Below are 24490 nucleotides of genomic sequence, written 5' to 3' on the forward strand. Positions count from 1 at the left end.
TCATTTATTAATATCTTCACGTTGTTTACTAATTCGATTAAATGTGAAACTTCTATGAACTTTTCAGTGCAAGTGTACGTAACTGTTTCACTTCATGTGGTGTTAACTCTCTTATATCGCCTGTACTAAGCCCTTGTAACGTTAAAAAGGCAAATTTTTCACGCTTTAATTTCAACACCTCATGGCCAATCGCTGCAAACATTCTTCTTACTTGGCGATTTCTTCCTTCGTGGATGGTAATTTCTACAATCGATGTCTGTTTCTTTTTATCTGCAGATAAAAGTTTCGTTTTGGCTGGTGCAGTTTTCCCGTCCTCTAGCTCAATCCCTTTTTCTAACTTTCTTAGTAATTCTTTAGAAGGAATCCCTTTTACTTTCGCTACATAAGTTTTATCTATGGCATGTCTTGGGTGAATAAGTAAGTTGGCAAATTCTCCATCATTTGTTAATAGAAGTAATCCTGATGTATCATAATCAAGACGGCCAACAGGGTAGATTCTTTTTTCTAAAAAAGGAAAGAAGTCGGTAACAACCTTTCTACCTTTATCATCCTTCACACTAGAAATAACCCCCCTAGGTTTGTAAATTAAAAAATAGACAGGCTCTTCACGTTCAATAGGGATTTCATTAACTTCAATACGGTCATTTCCTGTAACCTTAATTCCTAATTCTGTGACAACTTTACCATTTACTTTAACTCTACCTTCTTTAATCCATTCTTCCGCTTTTCTTCTAGATGTAACCCCAGCATGGGCAATAACCTTTTGCAATCTTTCCATCTTGTCACCTCAAAATTTATATATAAAATCCTTCTAAAATATCGAATTTATAAGAAAAGCGTAAGCGCCTTGCTCAGCCCCGACAAGCAAATGCTTCGACACCCGGAAAGTCGTTCTTTGACTTTTTGGGTGTCGAACATTTGACCTCGAGGGGCTAGGCGCTGGAGCTGGACAATTTTCAAAATCCAAAAATAGATTACGGTTCTTATGAAAAAACGCTATTTAGACTTCCTCTAGAATTATGACACAACTCATCACATTTTCAAAGTGTTCAATATATCGGCAGAATTTTTATAAAAAGAAAAAAGAAAGAACCAATAGACGATGTCTTTGATTCTTTCTTCATTCGTTTATATTATTTCGAACCAAAAAAGACTGTAACTACTAGTATAGCAACGAGAATACCCACGAGGTCTGCCCATAGCCCTACTTTTAGAGCATCACCCATTTTGCGGATACCAACTGCCCCGAAATAAACTGTTAATACATAAAAGGTAGTATCTGTACTTCCTTGTAACACAGAGGCAAGTCTTCCTAAAAACGAATCTGGTCCGTGTGTAGCAATGAGATCACTAGTCATTCCTAATGCGGCAGTACCTGATAAAGGACGAATAATAGCCAATGGAACAATTTCAGGTGGGAGTCCCAATGCGATAAGACTAGGTCTTAGCCAATTCATGAGAAATTCTAAAGCACCCGAAGCTCTAAAGACAGAAATGGCCACGAGCATTCCTACTAGAAATGGAATTATGGACACCGCTATCTTTATCCCTTCTTTTCCACCATCTACAAAACTTTCATAGGTTGGAACTTTTTTTATTGTTCCATAGATTAGTATAAAACCAATAATAAATGGAATAATCCATAAGGAAATGCCCGAAATAAGCTCCATATCTCTCATCCTTTACGGGTACGACGATAATAAAAATACCGGTCAATTAAGATAGCGGCAATTGCCGAAATAATGGTTGTCACTAGTGTCGGGCCAACGATATCTGTTGGCGAAACAGATCCATAGTTCATTCGTATAGCAATCACCATTGTTGGTACGATCGTCACACTAGCAGTATTTACAGCAAGAAAAGTAACCATTGATCGACTTGCTTCGTTTTTCCCTCCATTTAATTCCTTCAGCTGTTCCATCGCTTTAATTCCGAGAGGCGTTGCTGCATTACCTAAACCAAACATATTAGCCATCATATTTGATAAAATATACCCCAATGCTGGATGGTTTGCTGGTACCTCCGGAAAAATAAGCTTAACTAAAGGTTTGAATAGGAGGGCAAGTTTTTTAAGCAGACCCGAATCTTCTGCAATCTTCATCATTCCAAGCCAAAATACAAGAATACTAATTAATCCAATACAAAGTGTGACTGCCTCTTTTGCCCCTTTAAATATTGCCTCATTCACTTCATTCATTGTCCCAGTAAAAGCAGCGAAGATAAGACTAATTATGGTTAAACCTACCCAAATATAATTAACCATTTTTCTGACCTACATTTAAAATGGATAAGAAAATGTTTTTGAAATAATCTCCCCAGCTTTTCTTATCCTTTATTTCTGTTTTAAAAAAGATAGATATCTCCTCAATTGGTTTTTCGTCAAGATAAACTATCGCTTTTCCAACAACCTTCGGATTCGTTTTTAACCAATCCTCATTCGGTTTTTTTAATTGATATTTTACTTTAAATAATTGTTCTTCTTCATCTGTGACTGGATATAAAAAGGCTCTATTGATACTAAGATTGTTTTTATAAATTCCTTCTTTCACTTGATTGATTTTTCCTTTTGAAACAACTTCTACTAGATGATATTGATTAAAACCATATTCAAACATCGAGATATGGTCATTCCAATCATCTGGAGCATTTAACGTAACAGCAATTAAGTCCATATCCCCTTTTGTTGCTGTGGAAACAAGAGTGCGTTTTGCTCTTTTTGTAAAACCTGTTTTTCCACCTGTTGAATACTTATACTTTTTTAACATTCGATTTTTATTTCGCCATACTCGGTCCCATTTCTCACCTGGATTTGGTGATTTATGAACCTTTGTTCCGGAAATGATTCGATACTCATCATTTTGCATCGCATAACGTGTCAGCAACGCCATATCATAAGCTGTTGAGTAGTGGTTCTCATAATTATCTAGACCGTGCGGATTAGCAAAATGAGTATTCGCCATACCGATTTCCTGAGCTTTTTGATTCATTAAATATACAAATCCGTCTAAACTCCCACCTACATGCTCAGCAATCGCAACAGCTGTATCATTCCCCGATCTTAGCATTAATCCATAAACTAGTTCTTCGAGTTTAATTTTTTCATTCGGTTTTAAGTACACAGAGGAACCTTCTGCCTTCGTTGCATTTATACTTACTCTTACCGTATCATTTAGTTTTCCGGATTCTATAGCTAAGATGGCGGTCATGATTTTAGTAATACTTGCGATTCTCTTCTTTTCATGAGCCCCACGTTCAAATAAAACGCGTCCTGACACTTGGTCCATAAGCACCGCAGTACTTGCACTAATTGAAACAGAAGCTTCGGTTTTGCTTGGAATATTCATGATTAGGATCGAAATTATAAGGAAAAAGATGCTTATCTTCGTCAAACGTTTCATTTGTTCACTCCGTCTCCTTATCTAGTTTGTACAAGTTTATGCAGGACAAGAGTGCTTATGACAAGAAAATGGACAAGGGAAATCCACTATCTAAAATGGATTCCATTTTAACTGATGTGCTTTTTCAAAACGGTCCTCTACATCATCCCAATTCACAATATTCCACCAATTATTTACATACTCCGCTCTTTCGTTTTTATATTGCAAATAATAAGCATGTTCCCAAACATCTAGAACTAAAAGTGGAATCGTATCCCACTGTGTTAACAACATATGGCGCTCAGATTGTAATATTTCTAAATGATGTGAACGAGGGGACCAAACAAGAATAGCCCAACCTACCCCTTCAACCTGCTTAGCAGCTTCAATAAATTGCTTTTTAAAAGTTTCAAAGCTCCCAAAATATTGATTTATCTCTTTTAACAGTTTTCCTGATGGTGTTCCACCACCTTCAGGCTTCATATTATTCCAAAAAATCGTATGAAGATAATGACCCGAACCGTGAAAAGCCAGCTCTCTTGACCAATGCTTGATAAGGGCAAAATCATTCTTCTCCCGTGCTTCCATCAATTTTATTTCAGCTTTATTTAATCCTTCGACATAGGATCGATGGTGCTTATCATGATGTAATCTCATAATTTCTTCAGAGATATATGGTTCCAAACTATTGTATGGATAAGTAAGAACAGGAAGTTTATGTTTTCCAATTCCAACTGTAGACTTAGACATCCAAATATTACCTAATTGTTGACGTTTATTAAAATACTCCTCCACTTCATCATGAAGTGATTCAGCCTTTTTTTGTATGTTAAGGATTTCTTCTTGTGAATTTGTTTCTCCGATTTTTTCAATAATTTCAGTAAATCGATCTAGACTTCCCCAAATTCCTTCTTCTTTTTGAACTTCTTCTGATTCTAAAAAAGTTTTCATTTCTTCATTCCATTTCATTATATCGTGGACATATTTAGCAAATGCTCCCATACCATCCCTCTTTTCTTCATTCACTCCACCTACATCGTATGTATGAAAGCCTAAAACGTTCTAAAAAAACAAAAGCGCGGGGCGCCTTGATCAGCCCCGACAAGCAAATGCCGTCCCAAAGAGGAGGTTTGCTCTTTAACCTCATCTTTGGGGCGCCATTTGACCTCGAGGTCGACAAAGGCGTGACGTCCTGTCGCATTGTCGACACTAGTACTTCCTGTACGTCGGGGCTAGGACGCTTGCGCTGGACGTGAACTATACAAGTTAAGATGTTATCCACATCCGAGTATTTTATAGTTTCCTAAAGAACAGAAAAAGAGCAGTTCCAATTGGCTGCTCTTTCAATAATTATTATTTATTTTAGTTTGGTTGAAGTACATATAAAAGTGGTGACTTTATTTCAACCTTGTTTTTATTCATAAGATCGGTTACTAGTTCTTTAATTTTATCAAGATTCATCCCTTGGAAAATAAATTTAAATTCTTTTTCCGAATTAATGTATAACCGCTTTCGATGTCTAAGTCCTGGGTTTTTCAACAAGCAAATAAGTGCCACGATGTCCTTAATGTAAATGTCTGTATCATTTACCGTCCATACAGGATTGGACTCAAATGGAGTGCATTGTCCAAAATTTTCTTCGAAATAACGAACAAATAACACATGCAAATGCTTTTCTACTCCATCTTCTTCGTATGTAATTTCACTTCGATTAAAGTAGTCTTCAGACGTATTAGATTTCTCTTTTTCAAGCTCGTATCCTTTACATTCCTTAATAATCATAAATAACCCTCCTGAATGTTTCTAGCATACATATTCTAGCATAAAATGCAGATGTTAACTGCTAGAACCCATCGTTTCTTGAAATTTTTCGAAAAACAAGTCAGCTTCTTCTTGAACAAAGTCCTCAGTAAAGTTTTCTGGTAAAGGTGGTAATTCCTCGAGACTCTTTAATCCAAAAGCTTCTAAAAACTCCTTTGTCGTCCCATATAAATAAGCTCTACCTGTACCTTCAGATCTACCAACCTCTTTAATTAATACTTTGCTTATTAATGTATGAAGCGGCCGTTCGGTTTTAACTCCTCGGATTTCCTCAATTTCTATACGGGTAATTGGTTGTTTATACGCGATAATGGCTAAAGTTTCAAGTGCTGCTTGAGAAAGGCCTGAGTTACTCGGTGTTTCGACCAATTTTTTTAAATAAGTTGCATTTTCTTTCTTGGTCGCTAATTGATAAGTTCCGGCTAACTGAACAATGGTAATTCCTCTCTCATTTCTTTCATAATCAGATTGTAGATTCTGAACAATTTGTTCAGCAATCTCCTCATCGACTTCTAGTACATTAGAAATTTGCTTTAAAGAAAGTCCTGCATCACCAGCTGCGAACAACAGACTCTCCACTATTCCAGTCCAATTAATTAGTTCCAACTAGTTCTACTCCTTCCAAAGACATGACAAAAATTTCAGCAAAATTTTGCTCTTGTTCGATTTGAATTTCTTGACGTTTCATCAATTCAAGAATGGCTAAGAAACTAACGACAATATGCTCCTTTTGCGGGAAAGGAAAAAGTTCAAAAAAACTTTTCCGACCTTTAATATTTCGCAATTCTTCTAAAATTTCTTTCATTCTTATTTCGATTGAAATTTCTTGACGCGCAATTTTTGTTGATAGAGGTTTTTGAAGTTTTTTTCTTCTCATTAGTTTTTGAAAAGCACCCAACATATCGTAGATCGATACATTTACATCCACTTTTTCAACCTGGATATCTTTTGCTAGTTCAGATAGATCGCTTGGAGGCTTTGAAAACATTAAACTTCTTTCTTCCTCTAAGCTTTTCAAATCTTGCGCCGCTTCTTTATATTTTCGATATTCAATTAATCTTTCAACTAGTTCGTCACGCGGATCAGCTTCGAATGGGAATTCAAGTTCTTCTTCTGGCAGTTCTTCCTCATGTTTAGGTAATAGCATTTTACTTTTAATAGCGAGTAATGTCGCGGCCATAACTAAAAATTCACTAGCGACGTCTAAGTGTAGTTCTTTCATTGTTTGAATGTATATCAAATACTGCTCGGTAATCTCCGATACAGGAATGTCGTAAATGTCGATTTCTAATCGATTAATTAAATGAAGTAATAAATCTAACGGCCCTTCAAATGAATCAATTTTCACATTATATTGCATATTCTCACCAAAATTTCTTTGTAATTCCTTCACATCTATTTTACTGTTAAACTATACTTTAGTATAGAGGACAGTTTTAGAGAATGATTAGAAAATATCTCCTTTTCATCGTAAAATTGAAGTTGCTTTTTAGTTTTGGCTTTTTTCGATTAGTATTTAAACGATAAAGTTTGTCCGTTGATTTCCGCTCCAGGCACTTACTTTCCGCGGGGAGGGATGGGAGCCTTCTCGGCGTTCCGCCTGTGGGGTCTCCCACTTCCCTCTATTCCCCACAGGAGTAAAGTGCGATCCGCTACAATCAATTCAGATTGTTAAAATTAAAAACACTTAAAAAGCAACAAACTATACAAAACAGTCTTAATTTTTTTAATTCCTATAGAAAAATGAGGGAGGGGTCTTATTGATACCTACAGAATTTGTTACTTATTTATATCATTTTCATGTGGACCGTGATTATTTTGAATGTCACGAGGTTCTAGAAGAATATTGGAAAGAAAATACCTCTCAAGAAAAGGATTCCATTTGGGTGGGTTTTATTTTACTTGCTGTTGCTAATTATCATCATCGCCGCAATAATTTTAAGGGTGCGATACGTACTTTAGAAAAGGCGAATTTGATATTAAGTAAGAAGGAAATGGAGATCACTCATTTGGGAATTGATGAAGTACAACTTCTACAGTTGCTAAATGATCAATTAGTTAAGCTAAAAAGGATGGAACCATACAAGAGTTATCTATTACCAATAATCAATAAAGACCTTCACAGTCAATGTTTAGCTATTTGTAAGGAGCCAGATGATTGGGGTAAAGAAAGTAATTTATTAAATGAGCATTTAATTCACCGTCATAAACTGAGAGACCGTTCAAATATTATCGCAGATAGAAATAACGCCTTAATCGAGCGAAAAAGAAAAGACAGCGAATAGTTTTATTCACTGTCTTGCTCACATTTTTGAATAAAGGATTCTGTCAAAGCATTGGTGACCATTGACTTGTTTGGATAAAGGTCTTTGACTGCCTGAACCATTTTCTTACCAATACCTTGTTTTCGATGTGATGGGTTAACTGAAATATGCTGGATTTCGAATGAATTTTCATCATGGAAAGTAACACCAATCAATCCAATGATATCTTCTTCTTTCCAAAGAAAAAGCTGCCATGAATCTTCCATTTCATAGTTCTTCATAGATTGTTGTAATTTTTTTAAATCCTTTTCATTTGGCATAAAGGATAGTAATCCCATGGCGATTTTTTCAAATGTTTTTTTGTAGCGAATTAACATATATATCCCTCATTAAGTTCATTCATCTTTACTAATGTTCTAGTTTCTCCAAAAATGTTTGTTTATAAACTTTTTCCATATTATATGTATAGAAATATTGTTTGTTGCATATATCTATTGGTTATCATATTACATTAAGATAAAGACTTCAATCATCTTATTTAGTCGGACCAATAAAAATCCAATAAATCGCTCCCCAAACCATTGCAATTAGAAGAATAAATAAAAACACGGCCCAATTATTTCTTTTCATTATTAGGTAGCTCCCTTCTAGTTTATCCTAAATAAATAACGAATTTCCACATTTTTATTTTACTACTCAAATAAATAGGCTAACCCTTAAAAGGTTAACCCACTAAAATATTTACAATTTTACGCCCTGTTTCAAAGGAACATCTAATCTTATCAAGTCTTCAAATGTTTCCCGCTTTACTACTAGTTGGGCTGTTCCATTTTCAACAAATACAACGGGAGGACGAGCTAGTCTATTATAATTGTTTGCCATTGAATAGCCGTATGCACCTGTACAGAATACAGCAAGTACATCATTATTTTCTGGTTTTGGCAATGGCAAGTCCCAAATTAACATATCGCCTGATTCACAACATTTCCCTGCTATCGATACCTTTTCTGCGATCTGGTCTAATGGTCGGTTTGCCAACACAGCTTCATATTTAGCTTGGTAGAGTGCAGGGCGGATATTATCACTCATTCCCCCATCTACAGCCACATATTTCCGAACATTTGGCACTTCTTTTTGAGAGCCGATTTGATATAATGTGGTCCCAGCATCACCAACTAATGATCTGCCAGGTTCAATCCAAATTTCAGGTAATTCCATTTTGAATTTTTCTACTTGATTCTTTACTTCTGAAATAATTTCTTCCACATATCGGGAAGCTGGAATCGGTTCATCTTCACTTGTATAACGAATACCGAACCCTCCACCAAGATTTAAAACAGCTGAGGTATATCCAAAACTTTGTTTCCAATCATTTAATTTTTCAAAAATTTTCTTAGCCGCTAAAATAAAACCAGTCGTATCAAATATTTGTGAACCGATATGACAATGAACTCCTAATACTTCTAGACATTCATATTTAAGCGCTGTTTTAAGCGCCTGTTCAGCTTGACCATTTTGTAAGTCAAAACCGAATTTAGAATCTTCCTGACCAGTTAATATATAATCGTGAGTATGAGCTTCAATCCCCGGAGTCACCCGCAATAATATTTTTGTTTTTTTATTTTTCTGTTCACATAATTGAATTAAGTTTTCAAGTTCAAAAAAATTATCTACAACAATACAACCAATTTCATAGTTAAGCGCCATTTCTAATTCTTCAATACTTTTGTTATTACCATGAAAATGAATTCTTTCAGTCGGAAATTCCGCTTTAATCGCTGTATACAACTCTCCGCCTGAAACGACATCTAACGAAAGCCCTTCTTCATTAACGAGTTGAACCATTGCAATGGTAGAAAATGCCTTACTTGCATAAGCAACTTGTGCTTTAATACCTAGTTGTTCAAAAGTATTCTTAAAACCACGTGCACGCTCGCGAATTAAAGCTACGTCATAAACATAAAGAGGCGTCCCGTATTTTTGTACTAATTCAACTGTATCAACACCACCAATTTCTAAATGACGGAGATGATTAATTTTTGCTGTTCCATAAAAATGCATGCATTTTCCCTCATTCCTCAGAAAAGCGCGAGGCGTCTCGATTAGCCCCGACAAGCAAATGCTTCGGCACCCAGAAAGTCGTTTTTTGACTTTTTTGGGTGTCGAACATTTGACCTCGTGGTCGACAAAACTCGGACGTCCTGTCGCATTGTCGACACTTGTATTTCCTGTACGTCAGGCTAGGACGCTTGCGCTAGACAATTTTCAAATCCTTTTTCGAAAACAAATAGACAGAATCTTTAAGAAACTGTCTATTCTTCTTATTTAATTTAAAACTTTATCATAAGAACTAATAATCTGCAATAGTGCTGTACATTGTTAATGCGGTGCTCTGTAACGATTTTTCGAATGTGTGATACTAGGACGTATTTTCGAGCTAGGTACTGACCGTCTAATAAGTATAGTCAGAAATGCTTTCGGACTAAATGGAATAAATGGCCAAAAATATGGGGTATTGAAAGTTTTGATACTTGCAAGGATTAGAATAAATAAAGTCACCCCAGCTACATATCCTGGAACATAGAATATGGCGACTAAAACCAATAGAAGTAGCCTTGCTATTTTGTTTGCAATTCCTAATTCGTAACTCGGTGTTGTAAACGTTCCGATACCTGCTAAAGCAACGTATAAAATTACTTCAGGAACAAAAAGTCCAACGTCTATAGCGATTTGTCCAATTAATACAGCAGCAATTAATCCCATTGCTGTTGATAAGGAGGTAGGTGTATGAATGGCCGCCATTCTTAAAAACTCTATACCTAGATCCGCTAAGAATAGCTGAACGATTACTGGAATGTTGGTTTCTTTATTCGGGCCAATAAACGCTAAAGACTCTGGTAACAGATCTGGCTCTAATACGAACAAAAACCATAAAGGTAAAAAGAAGATTGAAGAAAATATTCCTAAAAATCGAATCCATCTAACAAAAGTACCAACTGCTGGTGATTGGCGATATTCTTCAGCATGTTGTACATGGTGAAAGAAAGTGGCGGGTGTTATGAGCACACTTGGAGAAGCATCAACAAAAATAACAACATGTCCTTCTAAGATATGAGCAGCAACCACATCAGGTCTTTCTGAATATCGTACTAATGGAAACGGGTTATAGGATTGCTTAACTAAATATTCTTCAACTGTTTTATCACCCATCGTTAAGCCATCCGTCTCAATTGCTTCAATTTCTTTCTTTAATATTTCGATTAAATCAGGATCAGCTACATCTTTAATGTATCCAATTGCTACGTCAGTTTTAGAACGTTCACCCACTTTTAACATTTCAAACCTTAACCGCTCATCTCTAATTCTTCTTCTTGTTAAAGCAGTATTGACTATAATATTTTCAACGTACCCATCTCGTGCACCACGAACAACTTTCTCTGTATCAGGCTCCTGTGGCTGCCTGCCTGGATAGCTTCTTACATCGATTAGAAGCCCAGTTGTTTCTCCTTCTACAAGGACCACGATTAAACCAGATAAGACTTGATCCACAAGTTCATCTAATGTCTTGATTTTACTAACAGATTGATGAATTAAGCGATTTTCTACAATATCAAATAGATGGGTTGAAAGCTTTTCATGATCATTTATTTCTACTAGTTCTTCGAATAGGTTTATAATAAAAAGGGTATCACATAGACCGTTTACATAATAAATATGTACATCTTTTCTTAATATCTTTAGTTTTCTTATCCCTAAATCAAAGCTTACACCTAACCCAATTCTATCTTTCATATATTTTTCAACAGATTCTAAAGAGGCTGGAATTGTTTTTTTCTCATTACTCTGTTCAACCATTATTTTCCGCTCCTTTCTAAAATAATTTCAATTGCTTTTTTTGTGATTGGTGATCCTCTTTCAAGAAGATCCTGTTTTGACATTTTCCCAATATCACCAATTCCTACAATAATAGGAATATTTAATGTATCTAAACAATAAACCGTGTCTCCATTCATTCGCCCCAGCTCTAGATCTGGCAACCCATATTTATCTACCCCATATGGAGTTAGATTTCCATCGCGATCAACACACACGTCGACTCGTGTCCATTCTCTATGACGAGTGTTCGAAGCGACGGCAATAACACCTAAGACTTGGATATCTTGATGGGTCGCTACAAATTTTAAAGCCTTTTCCCCCATGCCCTCCCCCATATAACCACTATCATCAAACATGACTAATACGGGGTCATTTGTAGCCTTTTTAATTAGATGAACAATCTCAGCACCAGTTAGATTGGAAGGATTTCCATGGGACATGGATATGCAACGCCCACCGATATCCACAGCAACTTTCTCAATTGTTCGTCTGGCATAATCATCACCATCAGTAATTAATATCACTTGTCTTCGTTTTTCCATATGAGATATCCTTTCTAAATGGATTCTATCTCTTTCAATCGTTTATCGTTTCACGAAATAGATCCAATGGAACAAAGATCCGAAGATTTTCCCCAATACAATCGCCATTAGTAAAATAGTTATTTTCCCATCTACGCCTACTCTTTTCGCCAAAATCGGCAGGACATTTAATACTTCCGTTAATGCAGCAGCTATAAGACCAAAAAATACTCCAGCGAATAAACCTAATGGGATGAGTATAAATGGGGTAAGAAATAAGAGAATATCCTCTAAACTTACCATTACCCCTGTTAATGCACCAAGAACGACACCCCATTCATACCAATGAATCATTTTCATTGTTTTTGTTAATTGTGTTAACCTCGGAATCACACCTAATACTGTTAAAAAGGCAACAAAGCCTGTTCCAACAGCTAATCCACCAGCAAATCCAATAAAAACGACAATGATGACATTAATCGTCATTTATATGCTTCATGCTTTCTTTATTCTCATTCATAATGACGTAATGATCTAAATTTTGCTGGTAATTAAACATTTCAACCTCTAATGGACTTGGCTCTTCATTGATTCTTTTTCGAAAAATATGATTAAAAAATAAGATCATACCAAGGCCTAGTCCGATAGAATAGGGTATTTGAAATATTAGAGGATGCGGGTTAACCTTGCCTGTGATAATGGTGTAAAGATTCTGATGGACTTCTTTCATACTGACATCTTCATGGAAATTCATAATTGTCATAGCAGCTCCAAAAAAGAGTAGAAGCCAAATTAAAATAAAAAGAGGAATGGAAACTCCTTTTTTCTTATAGATCACCTCAATAATGGTTTGGGAAGGGCCTATGATTTGCACCTCTGCACTGGAATCATATTCAGTAATCAAATTAATTACTTTCATCACATCAATAATGATGATATTTTTGTCCTGCTTGGTGATTTTATGGATGGGAATGTTGATTATTTTTTGATAAAGCTCTTCGTCAGTATTTACTTGAGCAATATCCTTTAAATGGACAGTAGTAAATGGATGAGTGAAGACACGATTCCTCATGCGAATGTAGATTGTTTTTTCCAAAACATTCACTTCCCACACATGGATTTCCTTGTATAAGTATTATTTGTTAAGAACTTCATTTCATGATAACCAATATTTACTAATTTTTATTTTTTGTTTGATTATAGAAAAAACCGTATGAATCTTATTGATCCATACGGTCTTTCATTTGTTGGAGTATCTTTTTTTCTAATCTTGACACTTGAACTTGCGATATTCCAAGCCTACCTGCTACTTCTGATTGAGTTTGATCTTTATAATATCTTAAATAGACGATTAACCTTTCTCGCTCATCAAGTTCTCTTATTGCTTCTTTTAAAGCAATTTTATCGAACCATTTTCCTTCATTTCCATCATCAATTTGATCCAATAAGGTAATTGGATCCCCATCATTTTCATATACCGTCTCATGAATGGACGATGGTGTACGGCTCGCTTCTTGGGCAAGGATAATATCTTCAGGTGAAAGTTCTAGGTACTCAGATAGTTCAGAAACAGTCGGGACTCTACCTAACGTTTTCGATAGCTCGTCTTTTGCCTTTCTAATTTTATTACCCATTTCTTTTAATGACCTGCTAACTTTAACTGTTCCATCATCACGAATAAAACGCTGAATCTCTCCTATGATCATCGGAACGGCATAGGTTGAAAATTTCACATCATAGGAAAGGTCAAATTTATCAACCGATTTAAGTAAACCAATACAGCCAATTTGAAATAAGTCGTCTGGTTCATATCCACGGTTAATAAATCGTTGCACAACAGACCAAACGAGCCTCATGTTTTTCTGAACAATTGTATCTCTCGCTTCTTGATCCCCATCTTGACTTTTTTTAATCAATTCTTTTACTTCGTGATCTTTTAAATAGGTTTGGTTTTTTTCGTTTTTGACCTCCACATCCATCGGCTAGTCTCCTTAATTGCATAGCATTTTGCTGTTTAATAAATGCTTTCTTAATCTGATTTCGGTTCCTCTACCTGGTTGTGAAAATACTTCCACTTCATCCATAAAATTCTCCATGATCGTAAAGCCCATTCCAGATCTCTCCAAATCTGGTTTCGTTGTAAATAATGGCTGCATGGCTTCCTCCACATCATTGATGCCCATTCCTTCATCTTTAATGGTCATATCAATAAAACCATCATTAATGGTTACATTAATGTATACTAGCCCTTCAGGATCATTTTCATATCCATGAATAATGGAGTTCGTCACAGCTTCTGAAATAACAGTTTTAATTTCTGTTAATTCATCCATTGTCGGATCAAGTTGTGCAACGAATGCGGCAACAGTGACCCTTGCGAAAGATTCGTTTTGGCTTAAAGCACTAAATTGTAGTTTCATTTCATTCTTCAAAGTTATGCCACCCCCAAATGTTGCAATGCAAACTCTTCAGTCGGCTCTTGACGAATAATTTTAAATAAGCCCGACATATCAAAAAGTCTTTGAATCGCAGGGGAGATGGCACATACTACCATTTCACCATGAAGTTGTTTAATTTGCTTATAACGTCCTAGAATAACTCCTAAACCAGAACTATCCATGAAAGAAAGATGCTCTAGATTTAAAAGAATATGCCGAATTTGATGCTTTTCTATTGCCTTTGTAGTGAGATCGCGTAATTCTTCTGCTGTATGATGATCAAGCTCGCCTGAAAGACGAATGCAAAGAACATCATTTATTACTTCTAAGTCAATATTAAGACTCACTATCCTCAGCCTCCTTCATCTGGTATAGTGAGTCAATTCGCTGCTTTAGTGATAGAATCCTTCTAACAAACAAAACTAGTGTTTATTCGCTAAAGATAGTAAGAAAACGGTAATTTTCGACATTCCCTTTAATTCGTTTTTGTAAACATTCCGAAAGAACGTTTAAATAACTTCCACCATCCTGCTTGCTTTACATCTTCATTTGAAACTAAAGGGCTTTCCGTCAATACTTTACCATCTTTTACAAGTTTGATCGTTCCTACTCGATCACCTTTTAAAACAGGGGCTTTAATATTTTTTTGTAAAGTAATTTCTTTTTTAACTTTATCAATATTTTCCCCTTTTTTTGTAAGTAATGAAATCGGTTCACTTGTCACTGCATTAATCGTTTTCTTTTCACCTTTACTAATTACTGCTTTGCCCAGTGTGTGACCTCTTTTATATAAAGGGTGGGTTTGATATTGGCTAAAAGCAAAATCTAATAGTTTAGTGACTTGCGCATTTCTTTCCTTAGAGGTTGGGGCCCCAAATACTACGGCAATAACACGCATTCCATTTTTTTCTGCTGTTGCAGTTAAACAATACTTTGCTTCTCTTGTAAAACCCGTTTTTAGTCCATCAACTCCAGGATAGAATCGAACGAGTTTATTCGTATTCACTAGCCAAAATTTCTTCTCACTCGTCTCTCTTAGGTAGTCCTCATATTTGCCCGTGAACTCTGTGATGGTATCGTATTTTAATAATTCTTTTGCCATCATAGCCATATCGTATGCCGTACTATAATGATCTTCAGCAGGAAGTCCTGTGGTATTTTGGAATTTCGTATTTTTTAAACCTAATTCCTTTGCCTTTTTGTTCATCATGTCAACAAAAGCTTCTTCAGAACCGGCAATTCTCTCAGCTAATGCGACAGATGCATCATTTCCAGAACCGATTGCGATTCCTTTTAATAATTCACTTGTAGTCATTTCTTCTCCAGGTTCAAGGAAGATTTGTGAACCTCCCATTGAAGCAGCGTATTCACTCGCTCTTACTTTTTCCTTCAAAGACAGTCTGCCTTCATCGATGGCTTCCATAATTAACAGCATTGTCATTATTTTGGTCATACTTGCTGGTGGCAGTTTTTCCTGACTGTTTTGATCATACATAACTGTGCCCGTATCTCGCTCGATTAATATCGCAGAACTTACGTTATTTACTAAATCGGTTTGCTTCTTTTCCGCTGCATATGCTGATGGACCGATCATGGAAAAAACTAAAATTGATAGGATCATCATAGTGAAAAATCGTTTCATTTACATACCCCTCCTATTCTTTATAGGCATTATTTTTTCCAAATTAAGTACTTTTATACAATAAATAGTAATTAGAAAAAAATAAAAAACGCCCTGGGATATCCCAAGACGCTTCAACTACTATTCAGTTATTTCTTCGTATACTAGTGTTGGAGCCTTTGTCGGCTCTGATGTAATGATAATGTTTTCATAGAGTTTTTGCTTTATTTCTTCAACATTTTCAAAATTACTATATATGGAAGCAATTGACTCACCTTTTTTGACTTGGTCTCCAATTTTCTTGTGTAATAATAAACCAACGGCTAAATCAATCACTGATTCCTTTGTTGCTCTTCCAGCACCTAAAAGCATCGCGGCTGTACCAATTTCATCAGCAACCATTTCATGTACATAACCATCTTCCTTTGCCTCTAATTCATAAACAAATTGGGCTTGTGGAAGTTTAGATGGGTCATCGACTACTGAAGCATCTCCACCTTGTGAGCTCAAGAAAACTTTTAATTTTTCTAATGCTGATCCATTCTCTATCGCTTTTTCAAGTAATTGTCTTGCTTCTTGTAGTGAACTTGCTTTTTTCGCTAAATACACCATATGGCTTCCTAATGTTAAACAAAGTTCTGTCAAATCCTTTGGACCTACACCCTTTAAGGTATCGATAGCCTCTTTCACTTCAAGGGCGTTTCCAATAGCAAATCCTAACGGCTGACTCATATCTGAAATAACTGCCATCGTACGTCGACCAACATTATTCCCAATCCGTACCATTGCCTTTGCCAATTCCCTGGAATCATCAAGCGTTTTCATAAAGGCACCGGCACCCGTTTTCACATCCAAGACGATTGCATCAGCACCTGCAGCAATTTTTTTACTCATTATTGAACCCGCTATTAATGGAATGCTATCAACTGTAGCCGTCACATCGCGCAGAGCATATAGCTTTTTATCAGCAGGAGTTAGATTTCCACTTTGACCAATAACAGCAATTTTATTTTTATTTACTAAATCGATAAATTCTTGATTTTCAATTTCCACATGAAATCCTGCCACTGATTCCAATTTATCAATGGTTCCGCCTGTATGTCCTAAACCTCGACCAGACATTTTTGCTACAGGGACTCCAACTGCTGCAACAAGAGGACCTAGCACTAATGTTGTCGTATCGCCGACTCCCCCAGTTGAATGTTTATCGACCTTGATTCCTTCGATTTGTGATAAGTCAATTGTGTCACCGGAGTTAACCATTGCCATTGTTAAATCGGCTCTTTCACGTTCAGTCATTCCATTGAAGAATACGGCCATTGTAAAGGCACTTACTTGATAATCAGGAATCGAACCTTCTGTGTAACCATTAATGATAAATTGGATTTCCTCAGTCGTTAACTCAAGTTGATCTCGTTTTTTTTCTATTAAATCCACCATTCTCATGGATATCACCATCTTCTCTTGATAATTGTTTATTCTATTTTGAATCACTTATTTTTTTCAAAAAACTTTGACCAAATTTCGGCATCGTCACATGGAAGTTCTCTGCAACTGTCGCTCCAATATCTGCAAATGTTTTACAAATTGGTAATTCTTTACCTTCTGTCATTTTTTTGGAATAGATAAGTAATGGAACGTACTCTCTCGTATGATCTGTACCAGGGTGAACGGGATCATTTCCATGATCTGCTGTAATAATAAGCAAGTCATCTTCTTGCATTTTTTCAAAAACCTCTGGAAGTCTCGAATCATATTCTTCTAACGCGTTGCCATATCCAAGAGGATCACGACGGTGTCCATAAAGAGCGTCGAAGTCGACTAAATTTAAGAAACTTAATCCTGTAAAATCCATATTTAAACTATCAAGCAATTTATCCATACCATCCATATTTGAAATAGTTCGTAAGGATTGAGTTACTCCTTCACCATCGAAAATATCGGATATTTTCCCGATAGCGATAACATCAAGTTCTGAATCTTTTAATTCATTCATCACTGTACGATCAAATGGCTTTAATGCGTAATCGTGGCGATTGGAGGTACGTTTGAAATTTCCTGGCTCCCCTAAGAACGGTCTCGCTATCACTCGACCAACCATATATTTTTCATCTAATGTCAGTTCCCTAGCAATGCTACATATTTTATATTGTTCTTCGATAGGGATAATTTCTTCATGGGCCGCAATTTGCAACACTGAATCAGCAGATGTATAAATAATTAATGCGCCTGTTTTCATATGTTCTTCACCAAGTTCATCTAAAATCTCGGTACCACTGGCTGGCTTGTTTCCGATAATTTTTCTCCCAGTTTTAGCCTCTAGTTCAGAAACCAACTCTGGCGGAAATCCATCTGGAAATACTCTAAATGGAGTTTGAATATTCAACCCCATAATTTCCCAGTGCCCAGTCATCGTATCCTTACCATTAGAAGCTTCCTGCATTTTTGTGAAATAAGCTAAAGGTTTATCTACTTTTTCAATTCCTTTAATTTCACGAATATGACTTAGGCCTAATTGGGCCATGTTTGGCATGTTTAATCCGTTCATTTTTTCTGCAATATGGCCTAAAGTATCTGATCCTTCATCCCCAAACTTTTTTGCATCTGGAGCTTCACCAATTCCAACCGAATCCATCACAATGAGAAAAATTCGTTTATATGTATACTCAGACATGTAGATCCTCCCCACAAAGGTAGTAATATGATTTATATTTCCCCTGTTTTATTAGAATAATCATTTCAAAAAAATAATAACGTCAGAAGTCTGACAACTTTATTTTACTAAAAATATAAAAAAAAAGCTATCTTCATTAGGACAGCTTTCTTACATTTCTATGAATCTTCTAAGCTCTTGGATGAAATTTCGTGTACACTTCTTTTAAACGTGTTTTCGTGACATGTGTATAAATTTGTGTGGTAGAAATGTCTGCGTGTCCTAACATTTCCTGAACTGCACGTAAGTCTGCTCCATTTTCTAGAAGATGTGTTGCGAATGAATGTCTTAGCGTGTGCGGGGTTAATTCTTTTTCAATCCCTGCTTCAGCGACTAATTTCTTGAGGATTTTCCAAAAACCCTGCCTTGTTAATCTTTTTCCATGGTGATTTAAAAACAGAGCCTCTTCCCTTTGACGACTTGATAAAAATTTATATCTCGCTTTATCAATGTAGTCTTGCAATACATTTGCAGCCGTACTTCCAATCGGGATAATCCTTTCCTTATTTCCCTTTCCGATACAGCGAACAAATCCTAACGATAAATGGACATCTCCATTATTTAATCCAATTAACTCACTTACCCGCATCCCCGTTGCATACAGTAACTCTAGCATCGCTTTATCACGGTAGCCAAAATGGTTCATAAGTTTAGGTGATTCCAATAAAGTCTCTACTTCTTCCATTGACAGAACTTTTGGAAGCGTTCGTTCCAGCTGCGGAGATTCTATATGAACGGTAGGGTCATGATCGACTACTTTCTCTCTAATTAAGAATTGATGGAATGCACGAATCGATGCTGTGTGCCTTGCGAGTGTTTTGGACGATTTCCCTTGTTTCTTAAGATGTCCTAAAAAATGAACGATCTGTCCCCGCTTTATTTCATTTAAATCATGTTTATTTTCAATATTTTTCAAAAAGGATAAATAACTTTTTAAATCTCTTTCATAAGAGACAATCGTGTTTTGTGCTAATCCCTTTTCAACGATTAAAAAATGAATAAAGTCTTTTAAATGATCTTCTGCCAAAATGCATTACTCCCCATTTAAGTAAAACAAGATTAACCGATCAAGAAGTGATAAGTCATTATCATTTTCCGTTGTAGAAACCTTTACCGCTGCACCCTCAGGTTCGTCATAACGGTGATAATCTTGATACTCTTCATTTATCCAAATGATACCATAATAAAAAAGGATTGTGCATCCTGTAAAGATAACAAATACTTTTAACGTTTGAAAAACTATTTTAATAAATGAGCCCATCTTCCTGCCCCCAACTGTTTCTATGAACAAGTAATCTATAACCTATTAAAGGTTATGCCAGTTTGGACAAGAATTATACCTACAATGAATAAAATAAATAGACCTTTATGTAAAGGCCTATTGATCTGTTTCTTCATTTGTTTTATCTTGACAACGATAACAAATTCCATGAAAGGTTAAACGGTGGTCCTTAATTTTAAAGTTCCAATCTCGTTCAACGATTGCTTCTACATCTTCTAATAAATCATCTTGTATTTCATCCACGGCGCCGCATTCGATACAGACAAGGTGATGATGAAAATGGGCTGCTCCTTCTTGACGTAAATCGTATCGGGAAACTCCGTCTCCAAAATTAATTTTGTCGACGATTTTTAATTCAGTAAGTAATTCTAACGTTCGATAAACAGTTGCCAACCCTATTTCAGGCGATTTATCTTTCACGAGGAGGTAGACATCTTCTGCACTTAAATGGTCCTCTTCATTTTCCAACAACACACGTACGGTAGCTTCTCGTTGTGGAGTGAGTTTATAGCTAGATGAGTGCAAATGCTTTTTTATTCTATCAATTCTGCTTTCCATACCGAAGTCCTCCCTCGCCACTGTCATTTTTTATTATAACAGATGGATAAGGAGATTCAAAATAAAATTATTATCACTAGATATAAATAATTTATATCATGTAATAATTATTATAAATTCGGGATTGTGGTCATTACGGCTTTCATAAAGGCTGGCGATAAATAGGCTTCTACAGCTGCTGCTGCAGCAATTAATATCGCTGCCATTATTAGTGCACCTATATAATTTTTGAATAATGGTAAAAATGGCTGACCGTATTTCTTTAGAAATTGCCTTTGAATCATTTTCAATGAAAACATGACGGCCACTGATGTCGTGATGATAAAAACGGGAATAATAATAAAATTTTGAGGAAGAATCGAAACAAACGCTAAGAAAAACCCGTCCCATCCCATTTGGTTGACTAGAAAACCAACGGTAAACCCAACCACCATTCCTTTCATAAATAGCAGAATGAGAATGACCGGAAGTCCAATAATCGAAATGCCAAGTAGCCACATAAGCCCAATAAACTTTATATTATGGAGAAAGCTTTGCCTAAACAAATCGGAAGCCTCTGCAATTTTTCCATCACTCATTTGACTAAAAAATTGATTTAAATAATAAAACAAATCTTCCTTTTGCGCAAAGCTTAAGCTGTTGACAATCACTGCTCCAAAAATAACACCCATTAAAAACAGTACAAGTACAAATAAATACATTGAGGAGTTTTCACGCAAATAATTTGCTGCAACGTTCTGGTACATTTTTTTTCTCATCTTGTGTCCTTCCTCCTACCCTTTCGTTACTAAATTGTATGCTCGTCTACTGCGCATATGACAAAAAAATAAGAACTTTAACGCATTAACGCGCTGGGGGTCTGACCCCCAGCGCGTTAATGTGTTAAAGAAAATGTACAATTTTTTATGTTTATGAAATTATATAATATTCGTATTGGATTACCTTTTAGTAAATCGTGAAGTTTTCTTCTAACCCCAGCACTTAGCCCCAACGTACAGGATGTACTAGTGTCGACAATGTGACAGGACGTCACGTTTTTGTTATTGGTCTGCAATTTTTCCGTACTTGCCTCCTCCGCCGGCGTGTAGATTGATTTCACCGAGACGTGCTTTATTGATTAATTCTGCTATATTTACTGGGACAATTTCTTTTAATGCCTCTAATGGGACTTCGTGAAGAATAGCCATCTCGGTCCCAAAATGACTTAATAGTTTATCAAGCATTTTCGGTCCTAAGCCTGGAATAAATTCTAATGGGACTTGGTGTATATAAGGAGGACGATTTCTTGGAATCTTTGCTTCTGACTGTAATTCCTTAATACGATCAGCTACCCCTTTAACTATTTTATCATGACCACATTCTGGACATTTTTCATTCTGGTCATATCTTGCAGTGGCACAATTTGCACATGCGGTTTGATGATATTTTCCTAGTAAAGGGTCTAATCCATAGTTAGCAAATACCTTGCGTCCATCTATTTCTTTTAATGCTTTTTCAAGTTCCTTAAAAGTTGGTTGATCCATTTCAACCACTTGGTACTCTCTAGCTATTTTCGCTAATGAATGTGCATCTGAATTAGATATATAAGAAAATTGATGGAGTTCTCCAATCTCATCCGCCATCATTGTGTTAGAACTGAGTCCAAGCTCGATGGCATCGATTTTTGTTGGATCAAAAACCTCTGTTAAACTCGATATGACCCCTTTCCCATACAAGCTTTTAAATGGAGTAAATACATGTGCGGGAATAAAAAGCCCACCTAGTTCTTTCACCTTGTTCTGAAGTTCAATTCCAGTAACATAGATTCGTTGTGAGCTCAATTGGATATTTTTCAAATGATTTGATAGCCACATAGAAAAAGTTCTCATTATTTCTATCGTTTGAAAAAAACATAATACATGAATCGGACCATGACATTTCTCATCATATATTTCAAGCTCTGAACCTGGAATGATGGTTAAATCACCAAACAGTATTCCCCCATCTGGATGCTCAGTAAGCATTCCTTGTGAACGTAAGTCTTCCATTTCCATAATAACCTCTGGAGAATGACTATCAATAATCCCAATCATGTTTAAGCCTTTTTCATTACGAGCGTGATGAATAATATTTGTAAAAGTTAATGACTTCGCTCCAGTAATTTTCACTGCCTTACCTGAGCGCGTTCTTCCGATATGTATATGTAAATCAACGTAGAATTTTTGCATTGTTATTTCGTACCCTCTTTTAACTCAAGGTATTGGATGGCATAAGCTGTTTTTGCATCGTATATTTTCTTTTCTATTATGTACTGTTTTGCTTCAGATAATGTTAATTCCAAGAGATCAACAAATTCATCCTCATCTAATGAAGCTGCATTTTCTATTTTTGTTAAGCCTGTTGCTACATATAGGTGAATAATTTCATCTGCAAAGCCTGGTGACGTATAGAATGAAATGAGCCATTCCAAATTTTCACATCCATAACCTGTCTCTTCCTCTAGTTCTCTTTTTGCTGAATCCTCTGGGTTTTCTCCTTTTTCTAATTTCCCAGCCGGAATTTCCACTAAAGTTCGTTCTAGCGCTTTGCGATATTGTTCAACCATGACAATCCTTCCATCATTTGTAATCGGTAAAATGGCCACCGCCCCAGGGTGTTTAATAATTTCACGCTTCGAAGTATTCCCATTTGGAAGTTCAACTTCATCCACTTGGAGGCTGATTACTTTCCCATCATAAATTTTTTCAGTCTTAATCGTTTTTTCTTCTAAACGGCTCATTAAAAACACTCCTGTTCTAATCCGATATGACATGCTCATACATTTTACCATACTTAAATGAAAGAGGTAGTTTTGATGAAGGTGTATGTACACGAAAAAGGAGTAGTTCTAGTCGGTAAAGCATGGGAGATAAAGCAGAAGCTAATTGAATATCGGCACAAATTTGTAACCGTAAAAGATTGGGTGAATGATACAAGTCAAAAATCAGACTTATAAGTCAGATGATTTGGTTTCCCTGCTTCATTTTTGTAGAATTAAATTATTATTCGAAATACCTGGAGGTACAGTATGCAAAAACGGAAGCTAGGGCAGTCTGATTTATTCGTAAGTGAAATCGGATTAGGCTGCATGTCGCTTGGAACGAATGAAGCAAATGCACACCGAGTAATAAATGCTGCATTTGAAGAGGGAATCAATTATTTCGATACGGCTGATTTATATGATTTTGGAGTCAATGAACAAATCGTTGGATCTGCTTTAAAAAAGGTTCGAGACCAAGTGGTTATTGCCACGAAAGTGGGGAATCGCTGGAATGATGATAAATGCGGGTGGAGCTGGGATCCGTCCAAGGCTTATATAAAAGAACAAGTTAAACAAAGTCTCAAGAGGTTGGGCACGGATTATATTGATTTGTATCAACTACATGGCGGGACAATGGAAGACCGTATCGAAGAATCGATTGAGGCTTTCGAGGAGTTGAAATCTGAAGGATTCATACGTTATTACGGAATTTCTTCGATTCGTCCAAATGTAATTCGTGAGTATGTTGAAAAATCAAGCATTGTTTCTGTAATGATGCAGTATAGCCTTCTTGACCGACGCCCTGAAGAAAGTGCAATCCCACTTCTAGCTCAACACGAAATTAGTATTGTTTGTCGCGGTACTCTAGCAAAAGGGATACTTACTGAGAAAAAATGGGATGATTTTTCCACTTCTATTAAGGAAAAAGGTTATTTAGACTATTCTTCTTCTGAATTAATGAATCTTTTATATTCATTAGAGGAAAAATTATCTGGACGTACTTTAACCGAAGTAGCCACCCAATATTGTTTATCTGATCCCACGGTTGCAACAGTTGTAGCTGGAGCGAGCTCGCCTGAACAGGTTAGAAAAAATGTGCAGTCAGCACAATCTCAAGTTTTATCAAAAGAAGAGTTGGGTTTACTAAGACAAATTACAAAAAGATCGGTTTATAAAGATCATCGATAGGATAGATTTGGTTTTATGAATTTGTTCTTAATGACCGTGTTTTGAGAAAATT

Annotated in this window: 29 protein-coding genes; 3 read left to right on the forward strand and 26 right to left on the reverse strand. The window is 36.1% G+C overall.

Annotation, left to right across the window (positions count from 1 at the left end):
- Positions 1–52: 52 nt before the first annotated feature.
- The 8 genes from rluB to ACFSO7_RS18285 all read right to left on the reverse strand — a co-directional run bounded on the left by rluB (position 53) and on the right by ACFSO7_RS18285 (position 6558).
- Positions 53–778, reverse strand: a complete 726-nt coding sequence (rluB, locus tag ACFSO7_RS18250; RefSeq protein ID WP_377878800.1) for a 23S rRNA pseudouridine(2605) synthase RluB — start codon at positions 776–778, stop codon at positions 53–55.
- A 355-nt stretch (positions 779–1133) separates the two neighbouring features.
- Positions 1134–1670 carry a spore maturation protein gene (locus ACFSO7_RS18255; protein WP_377878801.1) on the reverse strand — a complete coding sequence of 179 codons (537 nt, stop codon included), beginning with the start codon at positions 1668–1670 and terminating at the stop codon, positions 1134–1136.
- Between the two features lie 5 nt (positions 1671–1675).
- Positions 1676–2263, reverse strand: coding sequence for a nucleoside recognition domain-containing protein (locus ACFSO7_RS18260; RefSeq protein WP_377878802.1), 588 nt, complete (start codon positions 2261–2263; stop codon positions 1676–1678).
- Complete coding sequence (locus tag ACFSO7_RS18265; RefSeq protein ID WP_377878803.1) at positions 2256–3398, reverse strand: D-alanyl-D-alanine carboxypeptidase family protein; 1143 nt, start codon at positions 3396–3398, stop codon at positions 2256–2258. Before ACFSO7_RS18265 ends, ACFSO7_RS18260 begins: the two co-directional genes overlap by 8 nt.
- Positions 3399–3488: 90 nt before the next feature.
- On the reverse strand, positions 3489–4379 hold the full coding sequence (locus tag ACFSO7_RS18270; RefSeq protein WP_377879473.1) for a Fe-Mn family superoxide dismutase: 891 nt from the start codon (positions 4377–4379) through the stop codon (positions 3489–3491).
- Positions 4380–4739: 360 nt separating this feature from the next.
- Complete coding sequence (locus tag ACFSO7_RS18275) at positions 4740–5159, reverse strand: hypothetical protein (RefSeq protein WP_377878804.1); 420 nt, start codon at positions 5157–5159, stop codon at positions 4740–4742.
- A 54-nt stretch (positions 5160–5213) separates the two neighbouring features.
- Positions 5214–5804, reverse strand: a complete 591-nt coding sequence (scpB, locus tag ACFSO7_RS18280; protein WP_377878805.1) for an SMC-Scp complex subunit ScpB — start codon at positions 5802–5804, stop codon at positions 5214–5216.
- Complete coding sequence (locus ACFSO7_RS18285; protein ID WP_377878806.1) at positions 5791–6558, reverse strand: segregation/condensation protein A; 768 nt, start codon at positions 6556–6558, stop codon at positions 5791–5793. Before ACFSO7_RS18285 ends, scpB begins: the two co-directional genes overlap by 14 nt.
- A 400-nt stretch (positions 6559–6958) precedes the next feature.
- Between ACFSO7_RS18285 and ACFSO7_RS18290 the strand changes: the two genes are divergently transcribed.
- On the forward strand, positions 6959–7483 hold the full coding sequence (locus ACFSO7_RS18290) for a DUF309 domain-containing protein (protein ID WP_377878807.1): 525 nt from the start codon (positions 6959–6961) through the stop codon (positions 7481–7483).
- 2 nt (positions 7484–7485) lie between these two features.
- Here ACFSO7_RS18290 and ACFSO7_RS18295 read toward each other — a convergent pair whose 3' ends face one another.
- The 18 genes from ACFSO7_RS18295 to ACFSO7_RS18380 all read right to left on the reverse strand — a co-directional run bounded on the left by ACFSO7_RS18295 (position 7486) and on the right by ACFSO7_RS18380 (position 23229).
- Positions 7486–7839 (reverse strand): GNAT family N-acetyltransferase, encoded by a 354-nt coding sequence (locus tag ACFSO7_RS18295; RefSeq protein ID WP_377878808.1) that lies wholly within the window; start codon positions 7837–7839, stop codon positions 7486–7488.
- A 364-nt stretch (positions 7840–8203) separates the two neighbouring features.
- Positions 8204–9523: a diaminopimelate decarboxylase gene (gene lysA, locus ACFSO7_RS18300; protein WP_377878809.1), complete on the reverse strand. Its 1320-nt coding sequence runs from the start codon at positions 9521–9523 to the stop codon at positions 8204–8206.
- Positions 9524–9841: 318 nt separating this feature from the next.
- Entirely contained in the window at positions 9842–11317 is a 1476-nt protein-coding gene (locus tag ACFSO7_RS18305; protein WP_377878810.1) for a spore germination protein, read from the reverse strand.
- Positions 11317–11880 carry a stage V sporulation protein SpoVABEA gene (gene spoVAEA, locus ACFSO7_RS18310; protein WP_377878811.1) on the reverse strand — a complete coding sequence of 188 codons (564 nt, stop codon included), beginning with the start codon at positions 11878–11880 and terminating at the stop codon, positions 11317–11319. Before spoVAEA ends, ACFSO7_RS18305 begins: the two co-directional genes overlap by 1 nt.
- A gap of 42 nt (positions 11881–11922) precedes the next feature.
- Positions 11923–12345 carry a stage V sporulation protein AB gene (locus ACFSO7_RS18315; RefSeq protein WP_377878812.1) on the reverse strand — a complete coding sequence of 141 codons (423 nt, stop codon included), beginning with the start codon at positions 12343–12345 and terminating at the stop codon, positions 11923–11925.
- Positions 12335–12955 carry a stage V sporulation protein AA gene (locus tag ACFSO7_RS18320; protein WP_377878813.1) on the reverse strand — a complete coding sequence of 207 codons (621 nt, stop codon included), beginning with the start codon at positions 12953–12955 and terminating at the stop codon, positions 12335–12337. Before ACFSO7_RS18320 ends, ACFSO7_RS18315 begins: the two co-directional genes overlap by 11 nt.
- Positions 12956–13079: 124 nt before the next feature.
- The gene (sigF, locus tag ACFSO7_RS18325) at positions 13080–13838 is read right to left on the reverse strand and encodes an RNA polymerase sporulation sigma factor SigF (protein ID WP_377878814.1); all 759 of its coding nucleotides are present in this window, start codon (positions 13836–13838) and stop codon (positions 13080–13082) included.
- Between the two features lie 12 nt (positions 13839–13850).
- The gene (spoIIAB, locus tag ACFSO7_RS18330) at positions 13851–14291 is read right to left on the reverse strand and encodes an anti-sigma F factor (protein WP_377878815.1); all 441 of its coding nucleotides are present in this window, start codon (positions 14289–14291) and stop codon (positions 13851–13853) included.
- A gap of 2 nt (positions 14292–14293) precedes the next feature.
- Positions 14294–14644, reverse strand: a complete 351-nt coding sequence (spoIIAA, locus tag ACFSO7_RS18335; protein ID WP_377878816.1) for an anti-sigma F factor antagonist — start codon at positions 14642–14644, stop codon at positions 14294–14296.
- Between the two features lie 128 nt (positions 14645–14772).
- Positions 14773–15939: a D-alanyl-D-alanine carboxypeptidase family protein gene (locus ACFSO7_RS18340; protein WP_377878817.1), complete on the reverse strand. Its 1167-nt coding sequence runs from the start codon at positions 15937–15939 to the stop codon at positions 14773–14775.
- Between the two features lie 120 nt (positions 15940–16059).
- Complete coding sequence (locus ACFSO7_RS18345; protein WP_377878818.1) at positions 16060–17364, reverse strand: pyrimidine-nucleoside phosphorylase; 1305 nt, start codon at positions 17362–17364, stop codon at positions 16060–16062.
- A gap of 34 nt (positions 17365–17398) precedes the next feature.
- Positions 17399–18592 carry a phosphopentomutase gene (deoB, locus tag ACFSO7_RS18350; protein ID WP_377878819.1) on the reverse strand — a complete coding sequence of 398 codons (1194 nt, stop codon included), beginning with the start codon at positions 18590–18592 and terminating at the stop codon, positions 17399–17401.
- 169 nt (positions 18593–18761) lie between these two features.
- Entirely contained in the window at positions 18762–19658 is an 897-nt protein-coding gene (gene xerD, locus ACFSO7_RS18355) for a site-specific tyrosine recombinase XerD (protein WP_377878820.1), read from the reverse strand.
- A gap of 6 nt (positions 19659–19664) precedes the next feature.
- Positions 19665–19892: a YqzK family protein gene (locus tag ACFSO7_RS18360; RefSeq protein ID WP_377878821.1), complete on the reverse strand. Its 228-nt coding sequence runs from the start codon at positions 19890–19892 to the stop codon at positions 19665–19667.
- 117 nt (positions 19893–20009) lie between these two features.
- The gene (fur, locus tag ACFSO7_RS18365) at positions 20010–20471 is read right to left on the reverse strand and encodes a ferric iron uptake transcriptional regulator (RefSeq protein ID WP_377878823.1); all 462 of its coding nucleotides are present in this window, start codon (positions 20469–20471) and stop codon (positions 20010–20012) included.
- A gap of 110 nt (positions 20472–20581) precedes the next feature.
- A complete protein-coding gene (gene spoIIM, locus ACFSO7_RS18370) occupies positions 20582–21229 on the reverse strand; it encodes a stage II sporulation protein M (RefSeq protein WP_377878824.1) in 648 nt (215 codons plus the stop codon).
- A 282-nt stretch (positions 21230–21511) separates the two neighbouring features.
- Entirely contained in the window at positions 21512–22678 is a 1167-nt protein-coding gene (locus tag ACFSO7_RS18375) for an endonuclease Q family protein (RefSeq protein WP_377878825.1), read from the reverse strand.
- A gap of 2 nt (positions 22679–22680) precedes the next feature.
- Positions 22681–23229: an NUDIX hydrolase gene (locus ACFSO7_RS18380; protein ID WP_377878826.1), complete on the reverse strand. Its 549-nt coding sequence runs from the start codon at positions 23227–23229 to the stop codon at positions 22681–22683.
- 75 nt (positions 23230–23304) lie between these two features.
- Between ACFSO7_RS18380 and mciZ the strand changes: the two genes are divergently transcribed.
- On the forward strand, positions 23305–23445 hold the full coding sequence (mciZ, locus tag ACFSO7_RS18385; RefSeq protein WP_377878827.1) for a Z-ring formation inhibitor MciZ: 141 nt from the start codon (positions 23305–23307) through the stop codon (positions 23443–23445).
- A 72-nt stretch (positions 23446–23517) separates the two neighbouring features.
- Positions 23518–24438 carry an aldo/keto reductase gene (locus ACFSO7_RS18390; protein ID WP_377878829.1) on the forward strand — a complete coding sequence of 307 codons (921 nt, stop codon included), beginning with the start codon at positions 23518–23520 and terminating at the stop codon, positions 24436–24438.
- Positions 24439–24490 lie beyond the last annotated feature (52 nt).

Source organism: Bacillus sp. CGMCC 1.16607, from assembly GCF_042683745.1.
In the GTDB taxonomy this organism is placed as follows: domain Bacteria; phylum Bacillota; class Bacilli; order Bacillales; family Cytobacillaceae; genus Pseudoneobacillus.

What these genes read in the sequence shown, in the direction of transcription:
- ACFSO7_RS18295 (WP_377878808.1), bottom strand. Translation starts at nt 7,839, where the DNA reads ATGTTAATTCGCTACAAAAAAACATTTGAAAAAATCGCCATGGGATTA.
- spoVAEA (WP_377878811.1), bottom strand. Translation starts at nt 11,880, where the DNA reads ATGGAAAAACGAAGACAAGTGATATTAATTACTGATGGTGATGATTAT.
- spoIIM (WP_377878824.1), bottom strand. Translation starts at nt 21,229, where the DNA reads ATGAGAAAAAAAATGTACCAGAACGTTGCAGCAAATTATTTGCGTGAA.
- sigF (WP_377878814.1), bottom strand. Translation starts at nt 13,838, where the DNA reads ATGGATGTGGAGGTCAAAAACGAAAAAAACCAAACCTATTTAAAAGAT.
- deoB (WP_377878819.1), bottom strand. Translation starts at nt 18,592, where the DNA reads ATGTCTGAGTATACATATAAACGAATTTTTCTCATTGTGATGGATTCG.
- ACFSO7_RS18270 (WP_377879473.1), bottom strand. Translation starts at nt 4,379, where the DNA reads ATGGGAGCATTTGCTAAATATGTCCACGATATAATGAAATGGAATGAA.
- ACFSO7_RS18285 (WP_377878806.1), bottom strand. Translation starts at nt 6,558, where the DNA reads ATGCAATATAATGTGAAAATTGATTCATTTGAAGGGCCGTTAGATTTA.
- mciZ (WP_377878827.1), top strand. Translation starts at nt 23,305, where the DNA reads ATGAAGGTGTATGTACACGAAAAAGGAGTAGTTCTAGTCGGTAAAGCA.
- ACFSO7_RS18340 (WP_377878817.1), bottom strand. Translation starts at nt 15,939, where the DNA reads ATGAAACGATTTTTCACTATGATGATCCTATCAATTTTAGTTTTTTCC.
- ACFSO7_RS18260 (WP_377878802.1), bottom strand. Translation starts at nt 2,263, where the DNA reads ATGGTTAATTATATTTGGGTAGGTTTAACCATAATTAGTCTTATCTTC.
- ACFSO7_RS18255 (WP_377878801.1), bottom strand. Translation starts at nt 1,670, where the DNA reads ATGGAGCTTATTTCGGGCATTTCCTTATGGATTATTCCATTTATTATT.
- ACFSO7_RS18345 (WP_377878818.1), bottom strand. Translation starts at nt 17,364, where the DNA reads ATGAGAATGGTGGATTTAATAGAAAAAAAACGAGATCAACTTGAGTTA.
- lysA (WP_377878809.1), bottom strand. Translation starts at nt 9,523, where the DNA reads ATGCATTTTTATGGAACAGCAAAAATTAATCATCTCCGTCATTTAGAA.
- rluB (WP_377878800.1), bottom strand. Translation starts at nt 778, where the DNA reads ATGGAAAGATTGCAAAAGGTTATTGCCCATGCTGGGGTTACATCTAGA.
- ACFSO7_RS18375 (WP_377878825.1), bottom strand. Translation starts at nt 22,678, where the DNA reads ATGCAAAAATTCTACGTTGATTTACATATACATATCGGAAGAACGCGC.
- ACFSO7_RS18275 (WP_377878804.1), bottom strand. Translation starts at nt 5,159, where the DNA reads ATGATTATTAAGGAATGTAAAGGATACGAGCTTGAAAAAGAGAAATCT.
- ACFSO7_RS18265 (WP_377878803.1), bottom strand. Translation starts at nt 3,398, where the DNA reads ATGAAACGTTTGACGAAGATAAGCATCTTTTTCCTTATAATTTCGATC.
- ACFSO7_RS18305 (WP_377878810.1), bottom strand. Translation starts at nt 11,317, where the DNA reads ATGGTTGAACAGAGTAATGAGAAAAAAACAATTCCAGCCTCTTTAGAA.
- ACFSO7_RS18380 (WP_377878826.1), bottom strand. Translation starts at nt 23,229, where the DNA reads ATGAGCCGTTTAGAAGAAAAAACGATTAAGACTGAAAAAATTTATGAT.
- ACFSO7_RS18315 (WP_377878812.1), bottom strand. Translation starts at nt 12,345, where the DNA reads ATGACGATTAATGTCATCATTGTCGTTTTTATTGGATTTGCTGGTGGA.
- ACFSO7_RS18390 (WP_377878829.1), top strand. Translation starts at nt 23,518, where the DNA reads ATGCAAAAACGGAAGCTAGGGCAGTCTGATTTATTCGTAAGTGAAATC.
- fur (WP_377878823.1), bottom strand. Translation starts at nt 20,471, where the DNA reads ATGGAAAGCAGAATTGATAGAATAAAAAAGCATTTGCACTCATCTAGC.
- ACFSO7_RS18360 (WP_377878821.1), bottom strand. Translation starts at nt 19,892, where the DNA reads ATGGGCTCATTTATTAAAATAGTTTTTCAAACGTTAAAAGTATTTGTT.